Raw genomic sequence first — 18081 nt, forward strand, 5'->3', positions numbered from 1 at the left:
GAGCCGCTCGGCGATCAGGGTCAGCCTGCTCTCCGCCTCCAGCTCGTCACCGGGGTGCGCGAGCGCGGTGTGCAGCTGCCCCACCCGCCGCCGCAGCACCGGGTCGCGCAGATCGGGCCCGTCCACGGCGGCCCCGATGAACTCGTCGCCCAGGCGGGTCGCGTCGAGGTAGACGACGCGCTTGCGGAAGCCCTCCGGGGTGGCGGCGGACCCGTTGTGCGGCACGTGCGGCGGCAGCAGGGACACGGTGTCGTGCGGCGTGCCGTGCTCGTGCCGGTCCAGGTCGTACCGTACGGCGCCGTCGTCGACGATCAGCAGCGTCCACGCCTCGTGGACGTGCATGGGGTAGGCGTACTCGGTGAAGTGGGCGTGGAAGACCTCCACGACACCCGGGACGCCCGGACGCCAGGCGGCGACGTCCCGCCCGGGGCGCTCGGCGCGCCCGGGCTGCCGGGGGGCCCGCTGCTGTCCGGCCACGCAAAGAACGTACAAGACGGCGCCGTACGGCGTCGGCGAGTCTCATTCCATGAACGAGCAGTCCAGCCCGCAGAACACGCGGCCCGCCGCGCCGCCCGTCCGCTTCGACACCAAGATCGCCGTGCTGCTGCGCGAGGACCTGGAGCGCTGGCAGCGTCTGAACGTCACCGCGTTCCTGGTCAGCGGCCTCGGCACGGTCCTTCCCGAGGTGATCGGGGAGCCGTACGAGGACGCCGACGAGGTGCCGTACCTGCCGATGTTCCGCCAGCCGGTACTGGTCTTCGAGGGCACGAAGGAGACGCTGACCGCGGCCCACGCGCGCACCCTGTCCCGCGCCCTGCCGCGCGCGGTCTTCACCTCCGACCTGTTCACCACCGGCAACGACCACGACAACCGCGCGGCCGTCCGATCCGTCCGCACCGCGGAACTGGACCTGGTCGGCCTCGCGGTGCACGGCCCGAGGAACGCGGTGGACAAGGTGCTGAAGGGCGCACGGATGCACCCGTGAGAGCGGGACCGTGCCGCGGCCCCTTCCGGGTCAGGCGGCCGTGGCCTCCTGCTTGGTGCTCGCCGGGGGCTCGGCGCCGGCGCCTGCACGCTCCGCGCCCGGCAGGCGCCGCATGAGCACCGCGTACCCGGCGCCGGCCACCGTGCCGACGACCGCGCAGGACCCCCACAGCCACTCCGCGCCCAGCCGGTCGATGACGGCGCCGGACATCAGCGGCGCGACCAGCGCGGCCACCGACCAGGACAGCGTGTAGACGCCCTGGTAGCGGCCGCGCCCGTGGACGGGGGAGAGCCGTACGACGAGCCCGGTCTGGGTCGGCGCGTTGACCATCTCGCCGAGGGTCCAGACGCAGACCGTGAGCGCGAAGACGCCGACCGACCCGGCGAAGGCGGTGAGCCCGAAGCCGTACCCGGCCAGGAGCGAGGAGACGACCAGGAGCCGCCGGGGATCGCGGTGCTCGATGAGGCGGGTGACCGGGATCTGGAGGGCGACGATCAGGATGCCGTTGACGGCGATGGCCATGCCGTAGTCGGCGGGCGTGAACCCGGCCCGGCCCATGGCCACCGGCAGACCGACCGCACCCTGCTGGAAGACGACGGCGACGAGGAAGGACAGCCCGACCACGGCCATGAACCGCCGGTCGCGCAGCACGGTCGCGAGCCGCACGGAGCCGTGCGCGCCCGCGTCCGCTCCGTGTGCGCCCTCCGGCGCGGCGGGCCGGGACTCGGGCAGCTTCAGGAAGACGACGATCGCGCAGGCCATGGTCATGCCGGCCTCGATGAGGAACCCGGCGAGGTAGCTGAACTCCGCGATGAAACCGGCGGCCATGGAGGAGACGGCGAAGCCGAGGTTGATCGCCCAGTAGTTGAGCGAGTAGGCGCGTACCCGGTCCTCCGGCCGCACGATGTCGGCGATCATCGCCTGCACGGCGGGCCGGGAGGCGTTGGAGGCCATGCCGACGAGGAAGGCGACCCCGGCGATGGCGACGGGGTCGCGCACGAAGCCGAGCGCGGCGACCGCGAGGGCCGTCGAGGCCTGCGCGACCAGCAGGGTCGGCCGGCGTCCGAGCCGGTCGGCCATGACGCCCCCGCCGAGGGACGACACGACCCCGCCGAGACCGTGCAGCGAGGCGACGAGACCGGCGTAGGAGGCGGAGTACCCGCGGTCGAGGGTGAGGTACAGCGCCATGAAGGTGGCGACGAAGGCGCCGAGCCGGTTGACGAGGGTGCTGGTCCACAGCCACCAGAACTCGCGGGGAAGCCCCGAGACGGTCTCGCGCGCGGCACGTCTGAGACTGGCGACGGACATGGAGGCCCCCGGGTACGAGCGGTGAATGTAAGCGGCCGAAACGGCGAGCACAACTTACGGGGCCGGGTCGGCGCCGGACCACTCAATTAACAGAACCCGTCAACTGTCGGCTGACCCGGGAGGCTCCTTCCCCTCCTGTCCGCCTGGCGGGCGGCCGGGGCGCGGCGCGGAGGGCGTGGATTAGGCTCGGAGGCATGGCCGACGCACCGTACAAGCTGATCCTCCTCCGCCACGGCGAGAGCGAGTGGAACGCGAAGAACCTGTTCACCGGCTGGGTGGACGTCAACCTCAACGACAAGGGCGAGAAGGAGGCAGTCCGCGGCGGTGAGCTGCTGAAGGACGCCGGCCTGCTGCCCGACGTGGTCCACACGTCCGTGCAGAAGCGCGCGATCCGCACCGCCCAGCTCGCCCTGGAGGCCGCGGACCGCCACTGGATCCCGGTCCACCGCTCCTGGCGCCTGAACGAGCGCCACTACGGCGCGCTCCAGGGCAAGGACAAGGCGCAGACGCTGGAGGAGTTCGGCGAGGAGCAGTTCATGCTGTGGCGCCGCTCCTACGACACCCCGCCGCCCCCGCTGGACCGCGACGCGGAGTACTCCCAGTTCTCCGATGCGCGCTACGCGACGCTCCCGCCGGAGCTGCGCCCGCAGACGGAGTGCCTGAAGGACGTCGTGGCCCGGATGCTCCCGTACTGGTTCGACGCCATCGTCCCCGACCTCCTGACCGGCCGCACGGTCCTGGTCGCCGCCCACGGCAACAGCCTCCGCGCCCTGGTCAAGCACCTCGACCAGATCTCGGACGCCGACATCGCGGGCCTCAACATCCCCACCGGCATCCCCCTCTCCTATGAACTGGACGCCGACTTCCACCCGGTGACCCCCGGCGGCACCTACCTCGACCCGGACGCCGCGGCAGCGGCCATCGAGGCGGTCAAGAACCAGGGCAAGAAGAAGTAGGTTCTGTGATCAGGTCTCCCGTCCGCGCCTAGGGCGCGGACGGGAGGCATTTTCGTGATCTGGAAACTTGGAGAAGACGACGCGCGGACGCGCCGGACATGCCGGACGCTCCGAGAGGGAGACCACCTCGCCCCGCCGGGGGGAGGCTTCGGCAGCCCAACGCAGCTGCAGCGCCGCTGAGTTCCGGCCCGCGGGCGATTGTTCACGGGATTCGACGGTACGGCGCTCGTGTCGGTCGGACGGGTGCCATGATCACTCAGAGGCCTCGCGCCTCAGCACGTCACCCGGCAGTGCCGGGCCGTGGCGTGACAGCGTGATCGACGGAAGGGGCCCGGCATGCGCAGACTCGTCCACTACATCGCCACCACTCTCGACGGCTTCATCGCGGGACCGGACGGCGGGGACCCCACCGGTCCCAACGGCTTCTGGCCCGTACCGGAGGACTACATACGGCACCTCGTGGCCGAGTACCCGGAGACGCTGCCCGTCCAGGCTCGGCAGGCACTGTCCGTCACGGCAGAGGGCACGCACTTCGACACCGTGCTGGAGGGGCGGCGCAGCTACGAGATCGGTCTTGCGGCCGGCCTCACCGACGCCTATCCCCACCTGCGTCACCTGGTATTTTCCCGGACCCTGACCGAGAGCCCGGACCCGGCCGTCGAGTTGGTCGCCGACGACCCGGTGGCGACCGTGCGCGAACTCAAGCAGCAGGACGGCAAGGACATCTGGCTACTGGGCGGCGCCGAGCTCGCGGGCTCCCTGTACGCCGAGATCGACACGCTCATTCTCAAAGTCGGCCCGCTGACCATCGGCGACGGGATCCCGCTGTTCTCCCGCAAGGCTGCCTTCGACCCGCGCACCTGGACACTCGCGGACCACACCGTCCTCAAGAGCGGCGCGGTGTTCCTCACCTACACGCGCGTCGACAGCTGAAGCTGGACTTCGGGGCCGGCTCCCGCGCCGGCAGCAACGGACCGCCCGCGCGCAGGCGTGCGATGGTCAGCTCGATCCGGCCCCGGCCGTCGAAGCGGGCTGCGATCTCCAGGGCCCTTGCCTGCGTCTGAGCCGCCGCCAGGGGTCTTTCGGCTGCGGGGGTCGTCTCGTGACCGCCGGAGCGCCGGAGCAGGCACCGTCCCGCGCCCCGATGTCAGACCCACCCTGCAGAATCCCCCCATGCTGATAGCGACCAACGGCCGTGGTCACGAGTTGAAGCGGCCCACGAAACCGGCAGTGGGCACCATGCTCGGCAATCTGGGACGCGGCAACGAGTACTTGATCCTCGAGCGCCGGGACGAGGGGCTGGAGGGCGACTGGTACATCCAGGTCTGGTTCCGCGACGACAACACCTACCAGTTGGAATACCGCGACGGTGTCCCCGCGGAGCACTACCGGACGCGCACGGTGTCGCAGGAGAAGGTGTCGCGGGCCCTCCTCGGCTGGATGCTCGACAAGCCGGACTGGCGGGAGGGCTTCATGTGGAACGACATCGGCGACATGTTCGCGCCGGCCCCCGCCGACGAGGACGAGCCGACCGCTTAGAGCCGTGCCGTCGCCCGCGTACTCTTTGTCGGCCCGCACAGCCGTCGGGCGGTTCACGGAGAGGCTGGTCATGCAGCGGCGAAGAGCATTCGGCGGATGGACGGCTGCGGCCTGGGTGCTGGCGCCGCTCGGGTTGACCCTCCTGGTGGGGACCATCGTGTACACCCTCGGGACCTACCGGATGGCCACGGTCATGGGCGGCTCCATGAGCCCCACGTACCGCCAGGGCGATCGGCTGTTCATCGAGCGGATCGACGCGAGCGAGATACGCCGGGGCGACGTCCTGCTCATCGACGCACCGGAACACACCCGGCTGGGACCACTGCTGCGGCGGGTCATCGGGGTGGGTGGCGATCACGTGACGGGTGAGGGCAACCGGGTCTCGGTGAACGGTAGGCCGGTCAGCGAACCGTACGTGACGGACAGCGGGGAGAACCCGGCGGTCGGGCCGTATGAGGTGACGGTGCCGGATGGGCGCTTGTTCCTGCTGGGCGACCACCGGGACAACTCCAACGACTCCCGTTTCCACCTCGGCGAGCAGTCGGGCAGTGTCGCGGCCTCCGGAGTGCGGGGACGAGTGGTGGAGGACTGGACCGCGCCGGCGGCCCTCGGGGGCCTCGGGATCGTGCTGACCCTGGCCGGTCTCGGAAGCTGCGTGGCTGGGCGACGTGCCCGGCGATCGCTTCCGCCGGCACCGCCTTGGCCTGTGGCCTGAGCGGCAACGAGGGCCGGGGCATGCTTGGATCATGTCGCTCCCAGTCATCGCTCTCATAGTGTCGGGCGCCAGCGCGGCCTTCACCTTCTGCAACATGTTCCTGAGTTACAAGGGATACAAGCGTGCGCGGCCCAAGGTCGAGATGGAGGTGAGCAAGTCCGGACTGAGTGAGTCGAGCTTCTATCCGGGTGGCAGACGCCCGTTCACCATCTGGCTCAACAACACGAGCGTCACAGCGGTCGCACCGAGAAGACTGCTTGTCGAGCTCAAGCCGAACAGATGGAGCAGGTTCAGGGTTTACGGTCAGACGGTGATGCAGGTCGAGCAACTGCCTGCCATTCCCGCCATGGGCGAGACCGAGTTCAGGTTCGAGGCCGAGTCGAAGTTGCTGGACGCACTCCACGATCAGGGCTATCGCCTTTTCAGGCTCGCCGTGGAGCTTCCCCGGCGCAGGAGACTGCGTACCCGGTGGTGGAAGGTCCCCAGGTCGCCTGTCCGCCCCGAGGGCCCGGTCCCTGTTCAGCTCTCCTTCGACGACCTCTGACACAGCCGCAGGTACGGCGGAAGCGACCACAGCCCGTCCAGCGCCAAGGAGGGCCAGTCGGGCAGGGTGCGGGTTCCCGTCACCACGTCCTCCATGAGGTCGATCAGGGTGCCGAATTCCGTGCCGGTCTCCGCGGCCGCGCAGCGGGCCGCCAGGCACTGGTGGACCGTTTCGATGAGTACCGCCAGGAGGTGGGTGTCCGTGAGGGGCTCACCTCGGTGTGCGTAGGCGTGCCGGGCGCGGATGGCGCGGGCCAGGTCCCAGCGGGCCGTTCGCCGGCGGAGCTGGGGGTGGCGCATGTTGCCGCGGAGCATGGCCATGAGGTGGGTGCGCCGCACGTGGACCAGGGGGTTCCAGTCGTAAGTACGGCATATCGCCGACCATTTCTGCTCGTTCGTGAGGATGGCCAGTGCCTCGTGGTCCTTGGCGACGAGGGCCGGTCTGCCGGTGATCCAGCTCTTGCGGCGGAGGAACTGCACCAAGTGGTCGAAGTGGGCCTTGGGTTCGGAGAGGGCGAGGAGCAGCGCGCCCGCCTCGATGGCGCGGGCGAACGGGGGCTTTTGGCGCTGCCTTCCCGTGCCGCACTGGAACGCGATGTCCAGCAGGGGGATGAGCAGGATGAAGGCGCGGCGGGTGTCGTTCGCCTTCAGCGCGTGCAGCGCGGAGGCGTACTGGTCGAGGACGACGTCCAGCACCGGATCGGATGACGCGCAGTCGACGATCGTCGTCATCCGGGGGCCCGACGGAAAAGGCGGTGCGGGGTACGGGAAAGGCGGCTTCGGCTTGAAGCCGATGGCCCTTCCGTCCGGTCCGGGATGCGGATCCCAGACGAAGACCGAGGTTCCCTCGCGCAGCGGCACGGGGCGCAGGGACGGTCGTAACCGCGTCAGATAGCGGTCGAAGAGTTCCCGGAAGAGCTCCCACGCCCGGTTGGCGTCCTGCGTCTCGATCACGGCCCGTACGAAGACGTCCGCCGGCTCCACATGCCCGCGCTGCAGGGCGCGTCGGTACTCCGCCACCAGTGCCGGTGGCAGAAGGCCCTGGCCGTCCTCCTGGCCCGCCAGGGCCAGCGACAGGCCTGACGACGCCGGGACGAATCCCTTCTGGGCGGCCGGCACCACCACCAGGAATGGGCGCCGGTACGACCGTTCGGAATGCCACCGTACGGCGTCGTCGAGCTGCTCCTGGAGATCACCGCCGTTGAGAAGGTGCCGCCGCGCCTGGAAGAGCAGTTCGTTGCTGTGGCCGGCCAGGGCGAAACCGCCGGCGATCCTCTCCGCGGCGTCCATGGGGGACGACTCCACGAAGCCGGCGCTCCAGTGCTTGAACATCACCTGCGGCAACTGCTGCGTTTCCTCGTTCACCAACTGCGCGTACAGCACGCTGCGGTCGAGGACCTGAGTCCCTTGCCTGTTCAGGGTGATGGCGGCCTGCTCCCGGCCCAGCAGTTCCCGGGTGATCGGCCGGTGGCGGAATCTGAAGGAGACCTGCGCGTCGAAGAGTTCGGTCCAGCGCGCCACGAAGAGCCGGCGGCTGTCGCTCATGGCCAGCAGACTCGCGTATTCCTGGTCGTTGGGCGTCCGCATGTTCCCCCCCGGCTTCCCCCGGCCTCCCCCGCCTGCCCCATCTTCCCCGACTGCCGGGGAATGCGCGGACATTAGCGGGAAAGGCGGACGCGGGAAGCGGCCGACCGGTCGTGGAACGCACCGTGCCGGTGGTCAGGTGTTCGGGTACACCAGCGTGTTCTCGGCGCCGAGCCGCGTCGCGCTCGTGTCGGCGTACAGCGTGGTCTCGCCGTCGGACCAGCGGACGATCAGGTCGTCGCCGAGCCCGTTGGTGGTGTAGTTGCCCGCCGTCATGACCTGGGCGTGGGTCCAGGTGGTGCCGGGACCGCTGAGGCGGGTCTTCGTGCCGAGGCCCGCCGAGGAGGTGGCCGCGTAGGAGTCGACCTCGCCGTCCGAACGGCGCACGAGGAGGTCCCAGTTGGTGCGGTGGCTGAAGGTGCCGCTGGTCACCAGGGTGGCGTCCTTCCAGGCGGAGCCGGGGGCCTGTAGGCGGTGCGTGGTGCCGAAGGTGCCGGGGCCGACGCCGGTGTGGAGGGTGAGTTCGCCGGAGGACCAGCGGACGACGAGGTCGCTGACGTACTTGCCGTTGTGGAACTGCCCGGCGGTCATCTGCACGGCGTTCTTCCAGTTGGAGCCGGCGGGCGCCATCTGGATCTCCTTGCCGAGGCCGGCGGGGCTGACGTCGGGGTAGAGGCTGACCTTGCCGCTGGACCAGCGCACCATCAGGTCGTACCGGTCGCCGCCGGCGAAGTCGCCGCCGGTGATGGTGACGGCCTGGCCCCAGGCGGTGTTGGCCGAGCGCAGCCGGGTCTCCGCCAGGAACCCGCCCTTGCCGTCGCCGGGGTAGAGGCTGACCTCGCCGTCCGACCAGATCACGATCATGTCGCTGTACCTGTCGCCGGTGTACTCGCCGGAGGCCAGCAGCTTGGCGTGCTGCCAAGTCCCGGAGCCGCCGGGCAGTTTGGCCTGGATGCCCTGGTACGGGGGCAGGTCGCCCGGCGGGTCCTGGCCGGCGACGGCGTCGGCGAGGAGGTTGGCCGCGTCGGTGCCGAACGCCGGGGCGTAGCTGATGTAGTCGACGTTCGCGTCGTTGCCGCCGCCGTTGTAGCCGCCGAGGTTGCCGATGACGTGGCCGGTGGTGGCGTCGTCCTGGTAGTCGGTGATCCAGGGGCTGCCGGAGGTGCCGCCGTAGTAGCCGCCGCAGGTCATGGACATCTGGCGGTAGCCGGGGAGCTGGGTGGTCGGCACCGTGCACTTGATGGCCTGCCCGGCGTCGTTGCCGTACTTGCGCGCCGGGTAGCCCACCACGGTCACGTTCTTGTTGGCGTAGCCGGACGGCTGGGTGAAGGTCAGGCCGCCTCCCACGGCGTCCTGGAGCTGCTGCCCGCGCTGGTTGGCCGAGACCCGCGCGAAGGCCGTGTCCAGGTCGGACCAGGGCTTCCTGGTGGTCGAGGAGCCCTTGTCGGGCACGTAGCGCGGGTCGATGTAGACGTGCTGGATGTGGAAGATGCCGTAGGGCTGCTGGTCGGGGCCGGCGCCCTTGAGGAACTTCGGTACGAAGATGTAGTCGGCCTTGATGCCCAGACCGCAGTGGGCGGCGGTGAGGACGATGTTCCTGGCCGGGGTGTCGATGACGCTGCCGGTGCAGGTCCAGTCGGTGCCGTTCGGGCCGCCGGAGCCGAAGAACGTGCCGACGAGCCGGGTGCCGCCGAACAGCGTGCCCTTGGTCACGCCCGCCACCGAGCGCGCGCCGGAACCGACGGTGGGCGCCGCGTCCTTGGTGTCGTCCAGCGGCTGGGCGGCGGCCATCCGCCGCGCGGTCCAGTACTCGGCGGCGTCCCGGGCCTCCCGCCCCGACCCCGCACCCGGCACGGGCGGCGCATCCGGCGCGGGCGACGCGGCGGGCGCGGAGGGTGCGGAGGGGGAGGGTGCCGGGGTCGCACCGGCGGACGGCGTGGGTGACGGGGACCCGGCCCACGCGGCCTGCCCGGAACCCCCGAGCACGGCCGCGCACACGGCGGCTACGACCACCAGACGTCTGTGACGCGAGAACAATTCCACTCCACTGACGGGGCGCACACCTCCACGGCAACGCACCCGAACGGCGACAGGACACGCGATCTTCGCACGAACACCCGAACGGGGCCACCGAGTTGAGGCGCGTCGCGGTGTGATCACCAACATGGCCCAACACCGGCCACGGCTTTCCGGCCAACGGCAGAACCCCCTCCCCGCGCTGTGTGCGCGGGGAGGGGGTTCCTGGCTGCGTCGTTTTCGAGGTGTGGGGCGTCAGGGGTCAGTTGTGGTGGCGGTTGTCGCGGTGGTCGTCGTGGCGGTCGATGCGGCGGTCGTCGGAGCGGTGGCCGCGGCGCTCGCTGCCCCAGGAGACCGAGTCGACGAGGCGGCCGTGGTCGTTGCGCAGGGTGGCGGTGTCGCGCTGGTCCCAGACGACGTGGTGGCGATCCTGGAACAGGTCGCGGCGGCTGTCGCGGCCGACTCCGGTGTGGACGCGGACGGTGGCCCGGCCGTCCAGCCGGTAGTGGTGGAAGGTGTAGGTGCGGCCTTCCCGGTCGGACAGCGTCCAGCCGTCCAGGTTCACCGAGCGGCGGGTGGTGTTGGTGAGTTCCACCCACTGGTGGTTGAGGGAACGGTTGGAGCGGTCGTTCCGGCCCGGGGTGTCGTACTGCACGTGGGTGATCTCCACCTGCGGGCGGTGCGGACGCGCGTGGTCGGCCGCGGACGCCGGCAGCGCCACCGTGCCGACCAGGGCGCCGGCCGTGAGGACGGCCGCGGCGAGACGTCGGGTGGTGGCGGAAGCGGAAACGGACACAGTGCCCCCTGCATGGAGTGCGAAGTGCGAGTGCGGCCGGTCGGCCGCGCAGACACACCTTGGCCCCGGGGCCCACCGTCCGTTGTCGCAATCCGGACCGTGTTACAGGTCGTCCATGTATCTGTGACTCTTGAGTGCAATGTCCATTTATCAGCCGAAGGTGCCGGGTTGACGGGCAGTGCGGGGCCGAAGGCTTTGTTTACGGGCTTTGTGGGGGCTGTCGCCAGTTTGCGCCACCCCGGCCGTGTGGTCCGCGTCACCCGAAAGTGGGTAACGGCCGGGGCGCGCACGTGCCGTGCCTACGCACGTCGAAGGGCCCCGGCGTGCGCCGGGGCCCTTCGTGGTGAAGAGGTTACGGAGTCAGCCGCACTGGCAGGGGCCGCCCGACTGGCACCCGCAGCCGCAGCCCGAGCCGCAGCCGCAGGCGCCGAAGAGCGGAAGGCTCTTGATCTCGGCGGGCTGCTCGGTCTCGCGTTCCTGCGTGGGGTCGGGCGTGGTGCTGGGGGAATCGGTCATGGGTCCCTCCTCGAGGCCGGTGCCTTTGCCCATTCCATGCCCGCTTCCCTGGGCGCATCAACGGCGCACAGTGGCTTACGCGCGCCCCGGCGTCCGGTCCTCGCGCCTGTTCCCCGCGCCGGTTCAGGCACCCTCCACGCCGGTCACCGGCTGGATGTCCTGCTGGAGCTCGTCCGCGTGCTCGCCGGTCACCAGGTACACGACCCGCTTGGCCACCGCGACCGCGTGGTCGGCGTAGCGCTCGTAGTAGCGGCCGAGCAGGGTGACGTCGACGGCCGTCTCGATGCCGTGCTTCCAGCGGTCGTCGATCAGGTGCTGGAACAGGGTGCGGTGCAGCAGGTCCATCTCGTCGTCGTCCTGCTCCAGCTGGAGGGCCAGGTCGACGTCCTTGGTGATGATCACCTCGGCCGCCTTGGCCATCAGGCGCTGGGCGAGCTGGCCCATCTCCAGGATCGTGGCGTGCAGGTCGTAGGGGACCGCGCGCTCGGGGAAGCGCAGCCGGGCGAGCTTGGCCACGTGCTGGGCGAGGTCGCCCGAGCGCTCGAGGTCGGCGGACATCCGCAGGGACGTCACGACGATCCTCAGGTCCGTCGCCACCGGCTGCTGCCGGGCGAGCAGCGCTATGGCCCGTGCCTCCAGGTCGTGCTGGAGCTCGTCGACCTTCTGGTCGGCCTCGATCACGTTCTCGGCCAGCTTCAGATCCGAGTCGAGGATGGCGGTCGTGGCGCGCCCGATCGCCGACCCGACCAGCCGGGCCATCTCCACCAGACCGTCGCCGATCGAGTCCAGTTCCTCGTGGTACGCGTCCCGCATCAGGTTCCCTCTCGTGCGTATCCGGCAGGGGTGTGAACCCCACGCTCCCACGGTCGGGTCGCTACGCGTCCGTTTCCGTCACCCCGAATGAACCGTCACTGGCTCCCAGGTGAACTCTGGGCGACGAGTGTTCGAGCTCGCACCCGGACGGCTGTGGGCACGACCTGCGCCACGCCTAACCTGGACGCATGGACGTGAACGCGGCGGTCGCCGCAGCGGCAGCGATCGCCGGGGTGCTCACCGGCGTCATCGCCGTGCTGGCGTTCCGCTTCAGCGAGCGGGAGCTCAAGCGCCCGACCCGTACGTCCCTGCACACCGACCCGGTGCTGCCGCCGGGCGTGGACACCGTGCTGTCCGTGCTCCGCTCCTCCGCCGTGGTCCTCGACGAGGCCGACGGCGTGGTCAAGGCCAGCTCGGCGGCGTACGCCCTCGGGCTGGTCCGGGGCGGCAAGCTCGCCGTGGAGCCGATGCTCCAGATGGCCCGGGACACCCGCAGGGACGGGGAGATACGGCAGGTCGAGCTGGACCTGCCCCGGCGCGGCACCGGACGCGGCGAGGCCCTCGCCGTCTCCGCGCGCGTCGCCCCGCTCGGGTCGCGGCTGGTGCTGCTGCTCGTCGAGGACCTGACCGAGGCCCGCCGGATCGAGGCCGTACGGCGCGACTTCGTCGCCAATGTGAGCCACGAGCTGAAGACGCCGGTGGGCGCGCTGTCCCTGCTCTCCGAGGCCGTCATGGACGCCTCGGACGACCCCGAGGCCGTGCAGCGCTTCGCCGGGCGGATGCAGATCGAGGCGACCCGGCTCACCAGCCTGGTGCAGGAGCTCATCGACCTCTCCCGCGTGCAGAACGACGACCCCCTCGAGGACGCCGAGCCCGTGCGGGTCGACGAACTCGTCGCCGAGGCCATCGACCGCTGCCGCCACCAGGCCGGCACCAAGCAGATCACCATGGCCACCGCGATAAAGGGACCCGAAGGGCCTTCCGAGGGCGGCGGTGGGGGACGGGCGGGCACCGCCGACCTGCATGTGTGGGGCAACCGCGGCCAGCTCGCCGCCGCCCTCGGCAACCTCGTGGAGAACGCCGTCAACTACTCCCCGGCCCGCACCCGCGTCGGCATCGCCGCCCGCAGTGTCACCGCGCCCGGCGGGGACCTCATCGAGATCGCCGTCACCGACCAGGGCATCGGCATCTCCGACAAGGACAAGGAGCGCATCTTCGAGCGCTTCTACCGCGTCGACCCGGCCCGCTCACGTGCCACGGGCGGCACCGGTCTGGGTCTGGCGATCGTCAAGCACGTGGTCGCCTCGCACGGCGGGGAGATCACGGTGTGGAGCGCCGAGGGACAGGGCTCCACGTTCACCCTGCGACTGCCGGAGGCGGCAGCGGCCCGCGAGGCCCGCGACCGCGCCCGGCGGCATCCCGGTCTCGACGACGAGAACGGGCATCCCCCCACCGACTCATCCCCGTACGAACCGCTTCCCGCCCCGGAGGTCCTTCCGTGACCCGAGTGCTCGTCGTCGAGGACGAGGAGTCCTTCTCCGACGCCCTGTCGTACATGCTCCGCAAGGAGGGCTTCGAGGTCGCCGTCGCGGCCACCGGGCCCGACGGACTCGACGAGTTCGAGCGCAACGGCGCCGACCTCGTCCTCCTCGACCTGATGCTGCCGGGGCTGCCCGGTACGGAGGTGTGCCGCCAGCTGCGCGGCCGCTCCAACGTCCCGGTGATCATGGTGACCGCCAAGGACAGCGAGATCGACAAGGTCGTCGGCCTGGAGATAGGGGCCGACGACTACGTCACCAAGCCCTTCTCCTCCCGCGAGCTGGTCGCCCGTATCCGCGCGGTGCTGCGCCGGCGCGGCGAGCCGGAGGAGGTCACCCCGGCCGCCCTGGAGGCCGGCCCGGTCCGCATGGACGTCGACCGGCACGTCGTCACCGTGGCCGGCTCCAAGGTCGACCTCCCGCTCAAGGAGTTCGACCTGCTGGAGATGCTGCTGCGCAACGCCGGCCGGGTGCTGACCCGCATGCAGCTCATCGACCGCGTCTGGGGCGCCGACTACGTGGGCGACACCAAGACGCTGGACGTCCACGTCAAGCGCCTGCGCGCGAAGATCGAGCCGGACCCGGGGGCGCCGCGCTTCCTGGTGACGGTGCGGGGGCTCGGCTACAAGTTCGAGCCGTAAGGCCGTGTAGACGCGAGGCAGCGCGAAGCAGTGGGCGGCACCCTCCGGCCGGAGGGTGCCGCCCACTGTTCGTACGGGTCCTGCGGGATCAGTGGCCGGAGGCCGACTGGGAGGCCGAGTCGCTCGGCGTCACGGCGGTGCCGGCGTCCTGGCTGGTCGCCGAGGGCGAGCCGGACGGCGACTTGGACGGCGCGTGCGACTTCGACGGCTTGCCCGTGGAGGACGATGCGGACGGCTTGGCCGTGCCGCCCGCGCCCGGGGCGGCCGGGACGTTGCTCGGGCCCCACTTGTCGAAGTAGCTCTTGGCCGGGACGACGAAGGCGCGCAGGCTCACGTCACCGGTCTTGCTGAAGGTGAAGGTGATCTGCTGCGCGTTGCCGTTCTGAACGGCCACGCCGGCGTTGGACAGGACGGCGGAGGCGTTGCCCTTGCCGCCGATGACGACGGAGCCGCCGGCCGGGACGGTCAGCTTGCCCTTGCCGCCCGCCGGCGAGAGCTGGGCGGTGCCGTCGCCCTGGACGCTGATGGAGTCCAGGGTCTGGTCGGTGGTGCCGGTGTTGAAGACGGTCGCGGAGATGACGGCCGGGCCCTTGGACTGCGGGTCGGGCTGGGTGATCACCGTGGCGTTCTGCACCTTGATGTCGCCGACGGTGGTGGCCGCGTTGTCCGGCTTGACCTGGAGCGTCTGGGCGTTGTTGCCGGCACCGCACGCGGCGAGCGAGGCGATCGAGAACGCGATGGCGGCGGCGGCGAGGGCGCCGCGTCGAAGGCTGCTGCTCACGGCGGCGGCAACTCCTTGAACGTGGGCGGAGCAGGCGGCTCCTTGTAAAGCCGCCCTAAGTGACTGTCAGCGGCCATAGGTTACCGAGCCGTTCCCGGGGCTTCGCACCCGACCCGCCCCTCAGTGCCTCCTCCGCACCACGGGGCACCCGCGCACCCCTCCCCAGCAGGGGCGTCACCGCGCCCGCAATACGCTGCCGTCGTCCCATTGGCCCCGCGCCATTGGCCGGGTGTCCGTCCGCCATTCACATAAGAAGGCCGACTCCGCCATCGAGGAGGCTTGCGCGGATTTCCGGTGCGGGAATGCGCGGGCGCACGGGAATTGATCACCGCCGGCATGACGGCGCGTTGTCCGGGCGTCGTGATCAATTCCCGATTCGGCTCGGACGTGACGCATCCGCATCGAACGGAGTAGCGGAAGTCGAGCGTCAGGAAACGGACATATCGGGATGTTCGGCCGTTTGGAGGGGGCGTCGGATGTGTGTAGCGTACGCGTTTCACCCCGCGCGGAGAGCCCCTCCGACCTGCGAATACCTCCTTCCTCTTGGGTCGTCCGACCCTCTCGAAGCACGTTCCTGTCGCTGTTGTCAAGCCCCGAGATATGCCCTGACCTGCGAAAACGCCATTCAGAAGACGCCGTATCCGTGTTACCCTGGATAGCCACGGAAGGGGTACCTGTCACATGACGTTCAAGGTTGGCGACACCGTGGTCTATCCCCATCACGGGGCCGCGCTGATCGAGGCCATCGAAACTCGCCAGATCAAAGGCGTGGACAAGACCTACTTGGTGCTGAAGGTCGCCCAGGGTGATCTGACGGTGCGCGTACCGGCGGACAATGCGGAGTTCGTGGGTGTGCGTGATGTGGTCGGTCAGGACGGGCTGGACCGGGTCTTCGAGGTGCTGCGTGCTCCGTACGCCGAGGAGCCCACGAACTGGTCGCGTCGTTACAAGGCAAACCTGGAGAAGCTCGCCTCCGGCGACGTCATCAAGGTCGCGGAAGTCGTGCGCGACCTGTGGCGCCGGGAGCGCGAGCGCGGACTCTCCGCAGGTGAGAAGCGCATGCTCGCCAAGGCCCGCCAGATCCTGGTGAGTGAGCTGGCCCTCGCGGAGAACACCAACGAGGACAAGGCCGAGGCCCTGCTCGACGAGGTTCTCGCGTCCTGACGCCGGTCCTGATCCGGGGCGACCGCACCACCCGCCTCAGTTCAGCACACTGATAATTCAGTTCAGCACACTGATAATGCCGCGGTGCCCGATGACGCGTTCGCTGTCGCCGGGCGCTGCGGCATGTTCGTACCCGCGCGGCATCCCGCGCGTGGCGTCCCTGCCGTACGACGGGGTGGGGCCCCCGATAGTGTGTGCCGGGCCCGGGCAGTGCGCCCGACCAGGGTCACGGAAGGGTCCGGTCGGGGCGTCGCGCCCGGCACGGTGTGGCCATACCCAGACAAGGCCAGCACACAAACCTGACAGGAACCGATGTCTGACGAATCGCGCCCTTCGCCCGCGGATGACCGCCCCACCGACCGTCCGGGCGACCGCTCCGCCGACCGTCCGGCCGACCGCCCCGCCACCCGTGTCGCCGCCGTGATCCCGGCCGCCGGCCGGGGCGTGCGCCTCGGCCCCGGCGCCCCGAAGGCACTGCGCACGCTGGGCGGCACGCCGATGCTGGTGCACGCGGTGCGCGCGCTGGCGGCCTCCCGCGCCGTCTCCCTCGTGGTCGTGGTCGCCCCGCCGGACGGCGCCGCCGAGGTCAAGTCGCTGCTCGACGCCCACGCGCTGCCCGGCGGCACCCCCAGCGGCAGCTGGGGCAGCACCGACTTCATGGTCGTCCCGGGCGGCGACAGCCGTCAGGAGTCCGTACGGCTCGGTCTGGAGGCGCTGCCTCCCGGTCACGACATCGTCCTCGTGCACGACGCGGCCCGGCCGCTGGTGCCGGTGGACACCGTGGACGCCGTCATCGAGGCCGTACGGGACGGGGCGGCCGCCGTCGTCCCCGCGCTGCCGCTCGCGGACACCGTCAAGCAGGTCGAGCCGGCCGCCGTGCCGGGCGGGCCCGAACCGGTGGTCGCCACCCCGGACCGGGCGCGGCTGCGCGCCGTGCAGACCCCGCAGGGCTTCGACCGGGCCACCCTGGTGCGCGCCCACGAGACGGTCACCGACGACGTCACCGACGACGCGAGCATGGTCGAGCAGCTCGGCGAGCCGGTCGTGGCCGTGCCCGGCCACGAGGAGGCCTTCAAGGTCACCCGCCCGCTCGACCTGGTCCTCGCCGAGGCGGTCCTCGCCCGCCGGAGGCTCAACGATGGCTTCTGACCTTCCCCTGGCGCTGCCCCAGGTGGGCATCGGCACCGACGTCCACGCCTTCGAGGAGGGCCGCGAGCTGTGGTGCGCGGGCCTGAAGTGGGAGGGCGAGGGGCCGGGCCTGGCCGGGCACTCCGACGCGGACGTCGTCGCCCACGCCGCGTGCAACGCGCTGTTCTCCGCCGCCGGGCTCGGTGACCTCGGGCAGCACTTCGGCACCGGCCGGCCCGAGTGGTCCGGGGCGTCCGGGGTGACGCTGCTGACGGAGGCCGCGCGGATCGTGCGCGAGGCGGGCTTCCGGATCGGGAACGTCGCCGTGCAGGTCGTGGGCCCCCGCCCGAAGATCGGCAAGCGGCGCGAGGAGGCGCAGAAGATCCTCTCCGAGGCGGCCGGCGCCCCGGTGACCGTCTCCGGCGCCACGACCGACGGGCTCGGCTTCCCCGGCCGGGACGAAGGGCTCATGGCCGTGGCCACGGCGCTCGTGGTGCGGGTGAGCTGAGGGCGTGCGAGGGTACCCGCGAAACCCCGATCAGCCGATGGACCGGAGGGTGCCCCCATGTCCGCCGTACTGTCCGACCGCCTCAAGAGCCTGCTCGACGGCCCCGTCTTCGTCGTCCTCGGCACCGTTCAGCCGGACGGCAGTCCGCAGATGTCCCCTGTGTGGGTGAAGCGGGACGGCGACGACCTGCTCGTCTCCACCACCGTCGACCGGCGCAAGAAGAAGAACCTCGACCGCGACCCGCGGATCGGCGTAGTGGTCCAGGACCCGGAGTCCCCGTACGAGTACGCCGAGATCCGCGGCACCGCGGAGATGACCACCGAGGGCGGCCAGGAGCTCATCGACGAGCTGAGCCTGAAGTACACCGGCAAGAAGTACGCGGAGTTCAACCCGGCCTCGGCCCAGGACGCCGAGCGGGTGGTCGTGCGGATCAGGGCGCGGAAGGTCGTCGGCAGCCTCTGAGCCCGGGCGGCCCGGATCAGGGCGCGGCCCGTCCCCGGTCCGCCGGCGAGGTCACGAATGCGTGCCTTGTCACCGCAATGGTCGCAAG

At 70.8% G+C, this 18081-nt stretch carries 20 protein-coding genes; 12 read left to right on the forward strand and 8 right to left on the reverse strand.

Annotation, left to right across the window (positions count from 1 at the left end):
• Positions 1-477: AraC family ligand binding domain-containing protein (locus IE249_RS37650; protein ID WP_229858750.1), on the reverse strand; the 477-nt coding region annotated here is incomplete at its 3' end.
• Between the two features lie 49 nt (positions 478-526).
• Between IE249_RS37650 and IE249_RS17790 the strand changes: the two genes are divergently transcribed.
• Complete coding sequence (locus tag IE249_RS17790; RefSeq protein ID WP_189705815.1) at positions 527-985, forward strand: DUF2000 domain-containing protein; 459 nt, start codon at positions 527-529, stop codon at positions 983-985.
• Positions 986-1015: 30 nt separating this feature from the next.
• Here the strand turns inward: IE249_RS17790 and IE249_RS17795 are convergent, their stop codons facing one another.
• Entirely contained in the window at positions 1016-2293 is a 1278-nt protein-coding gene (locus tag IE249_RS17795; RefSeq protein ID WP_189705816.1) for an MDR family MFS transporter, read from the reverse strand.
• 194 nt (positions 2294-2487) lie between these two features.
• Here IE249_RS17795 and IE249_RS17800 point away from each other — a divergent pair, with 194 nt between their 5' ends.
• From IE249_RS17800 to IE249_RS17820, 5 genes are all read left to right on the forward strand, one after another.
• Positions 2488-3249 (forward strand): phosphoglyceromutase, encoded by a 762-nt coding sequence (locus tag IE249_RS17800; RefSeq protein ID WP_189705817.1) that lies wholly within the window; start codon positions 2488-2490, stop codon positions 3247-3249.
• 336 nt (positions 3250-3585) lie between these two features.
• Positions 3586-4182 carry a dihydrofolate reductase family protein gene (locus IE249_RS17805; protein WP_189705818.1) on the forward strand — a complete coding sequence of 199 codons (597 nt, stop codon included), beginning with the start codon at positions 3586-3588 and terminating at the stop codon, positions 4180-4182.
• Positions 4183-4422: 240 nt separating this feature from the next.
• Positions 4423-4788: a hypothetical protein gene (locus tag IE249_RS17810; protein WP_229858751.1), complete on the forward strand. Its 366-nt coding sequence runs from the start codon at positions 4423-4425 to the stop codon at positions 4786-4788.
• A gap of 70 nt (positions 4789-4858) precedes the next feature.
• Positions 4859-5503 (forward strand): signal peptidase I, encoded by a 645-nt coding sequence (gene lepB / locus IE249_RS17815; protein ID WP_189705819.1) that lies wholly within the window; start codon positions 4859-4861, stop codon positions 5501-5503.
• Positions 5504-5534: 31 nt separating this feature from the next.
• A complete protein-coding gene (locus IE249_RS17820; RefSeq protein WP_189705820.1) occupies positions 5535-6047 on the forward strand; it encodes a hypothetical protein in 513 nt (170 codons plus the stop codon).
• Here IE249_RS17820 and IE249_RS17825 read toward each other — a convergent pair.
• The 5 genes from IE249_RS17825 to phoU all read right to left on the reverse strand — a co-directional run bounded on the left by IE249_RS17825 (position 6023) and on the right by phoU (position 11771).
• The gene (locus IE249_RS17825) at positions 6023-7633 is read right to left on the reverse strand and encodes a hypothetical protein (RefSeq protein ID WP_189705821.1); all 1611 of its coding nucleotides are present in this window, start codon (positions 7631-7633) and stop codon (positions 6023-6025) included. The genes IE249_RS17820 and IE249_RS17825 overlap by 25 nt on opposite strands.
• A gap of 132 nt (positions 7634-7765) precedes the next feature.
• Positions 7766-9484, reverse strand: coding sequence for a trypsin-like serine peptidase (locus tag IE249_RS17830; RefSeq protein ID WP_229858752.1), 1719 nt, complete (start codon positions 9482-9484; stop codon positions 7766-7768).
• A gap of 424 nt (positions 9485-9908) precedes the next feature.
• Positions 9909-10442: a lamin tail domain-containing protein gene (locus IE249_RS17835; RefSeq protein WP_189705822.1), complete on the reverse strand. Its 534-nt coding sequence runs from the start codon at positions 10440-10442 to the stop codon at positions 9909-9911.
• Between the two features lie 360 nt (positions 10443-10802).
• The gene (locus IE249_RS17840; RefSeq protein ID WP_189705823.1) at positions 10803-10958 is read right to left on the reverse strand and encodes a hypothetical protein; all 156 of its coding nucleotides are present in this window, start codon (positions 10956-10958) and stop codon (positions 10803-10805) included.
• 123 nt (positions 10959-11081) lie between these two features.
• Complete coding sequence (phoU, locus tag IE249_RS17845; RefSeq protein WP_189705824.1) at positions 11082-11771, reverse strand: phosphate signaling complex protein PhoU; 690 nt, start codon at positions 11769-11771, stop codon at positions 11082-11084.
• A 188-nt stretch (positions 11772-11959) separates the two neighbouring features.
• On the opposite strand from phoU, the gene phoR reads away from it, so the two are divergent.
• Entirely contained in the window at positions 11960-13273 is a 1314-nt protein-coding gene (phoR, locus tag IE249_RS17850; protein ID WP_189705825.1) for a two-component system sensor histidine kinase PhoR, read from the forward strand.
• 5 nt (positions 13274-13278) lie between these two features.
• Entirely contained in the window at positions 13279-13950 is a 672-nt protein-coding gene (gene phoP / locus IE249_RS17855) for a two-component system response regulator PhoP (RefSeq protein WP_466193417.1), read from the forward strand.
• Positions 13951-14038: 88 nt separating this feature from the next.
• On the opposite strand, the gene IE249_RS17860 is transcribed toward phoP, so the two are convergent.
• On the reverse strand, positions 14039-14731 hold the full coding sequence (locus IE249_RS17860) for a copper chaperone PCu(A)C domain-containing protein (RefSeq protein ID WP_189705827.1): 693 nt from the start codon (positions 14729-14731) through the stop codon (positions 14039-14041).
• 681 nt (positions 14732-15412) lie between these two features.
• Here IE249_RS17860 and IE249_RS17865 point away from each other — a divergent pair.
• The 4 genes from IE249_RS17865 (at position 15413) to IE249_RS17880 (ending at position 17993) form a co-directional block, all read left to right on the forward strand.
• Complete coding sequence (locus IE249_RS17865) at positions 15413-15895, forward strand: CarD family transcriptional regulator (RefSeq protein ID WP_003953493.1); 483 nt, start codon at positions 15413-15415, stop codon at positions 15893-15895.
• A gap of 312 nt (positions 15896-16207) precedes the next feature.
• On the forward strand, positions 16208-17044 hold the full coding sequence (gene ispD / locus IE249_RS17870; RefSeq protein WP_229858753.1) for a 2-C-methyl-D-erythritol 4-phosphate cytidylyltransferase: 837 nt from the start codon (positions 16208-16210) through the stop codon (positions 17042-17044).
• Positions 17034-17531, forward strand: a complete 498-nt coding sequence (gene ispF, locus IE249_RS17875) for a 2-C-methyl-D-erythritol 2,4-cyclodiphosphate synthase (RefSeq protein ID WP_189705828.1) — start codon at positions 17034-17036, stop codon at positions 17529-17531. Before ispD ends, ispF begins: the two co-directional genes overlap by 11 nt.
• A gap of 57 nt (positions 17532-17588) precedes the next feature.
• A complete protein-coding gene (locus tag IE249_RS17880; RefSeq protein WP_189705829.1) occupies positions 17589-17993 on the forward strand; it encodes a PPOX class F420-dependent oxidoreductase in 405 nt (134 codons plus the stop codon).
• The last annotated feature ends 88 nt before the right edge of the window (positions 17994-18081 follow it).

It is taken from the genome of Streptomyces anandii JCM 4720, assembly GCF_014650655.1.
Taxonomy (GTDB): domain Bacteria; phylum Actinomycetota; class Actinomycetes; order Streptomycetales; family Streptomycetaceae; genus Streptomyces; species Streptomyces anandii.

Bases quoted from the DNA above. Each gene is read 5' to 3' on its own strand.
- IE249_RS17825 (WP_189705821.1), bottom strand. From the start codon at position 7,633: ATGCGGACGCCCAACGACCAGGAATACGCGAGTCTGCTGGCCATGAGC.
- IE249_RS17790 (WP_189705815.1), top strand. From the start codon at position 527: ATGAACGAGCAGTCCAGCCCGCAGAACACGCGGCCCGCCGCGCCGCCC.
- lepB (WP_189705819.1), top strand. From the start codon at position 4,859: ATGCAGCGGCGAAGAGCATTCGGCGGATGGACGGCTGCGGCCTGGGTG.
- IE249_RS17840 (WP_189705823.1), bottom strand. From the start codon at position 10,958: ATGACCGATTCCCCCAGCACCACGCCCGACCCCACGCAGGAACGCGAG.
- phoR (WP_189705825.1), top strand. From the start codon at position 11,960: ATGGACGTGAACGCGGCGGTCGCCGCAGCGGCAGCGATCGCCGGGGTG.
- ispD (WP_229858753.1), top strand. From the start codon at position 16,208: ATGTCTGACGAATCGCGCCCTTCGCCCGCGGATGACCGCCCCACCGAC.
- ispF (WP_189705828.1), top strand. From the start codon at position 17,034: ATGGCTTCTGACCTTCCCCTGGCGCTGCCCCAGGTGGGCATCGGCACC.
- IE249_RS17795 (WP_189705816.1), bottom strand. From the start codon at position 2,293: ATGTCCGTCGCCAGTCTCAGACGTGCCGCGCGCGAGACCGTCTCGGGG.
- IE249_RS17805 (WP_189705818.1), top strand. From the start codon at position 3,586: ATGCGCAGACTCGTCCACTACATCGCCACCACTCTCGACGGCTTCATC.
- IE249_RS17810 (WP_229858751.1), top strand. From the start codon at position 4,423: ATGCTGATAGCGACCAACGGCCGTGGTCACGAGTTGAAGCGGCCCACG.
- IE249_RS17820 (WP_189705820.1), top strand. From the start codon at position 5,535: ATGTCGCTCCCAGTCATCGCTCTCATAGTGTCGGGCGCCAGCGCGGCC.
- phoU (WP_189705824.1), bottom strand. From the start codon at position 11,771: ATGCGGGACGCGTACCACGAGGAACTGGACTCGATCGGCGACGGTCTG.
- IE249_RS17880 (WP_189705829.1), top strand. From the start codon at position 17,589: ATGTCCGCCGTACTGTCCGACCGCCTCAAGAGCCTGCTCGACGGCCCC.
- IE249_RS17800 (WP_189705817.1), top strand. From the start codon at position 2,488: ATGGCCGACGCACCGTACAAGCTGATCCTCCTCCGCCACGGCGAGAGC.
- IE249_RS17865 (WP_003953493.1), top strand. From the start codon at position 15,413: ATGACGTTCAAGGTTGGCGACACCGTGGTCTATCCCCATCACGGGGCC.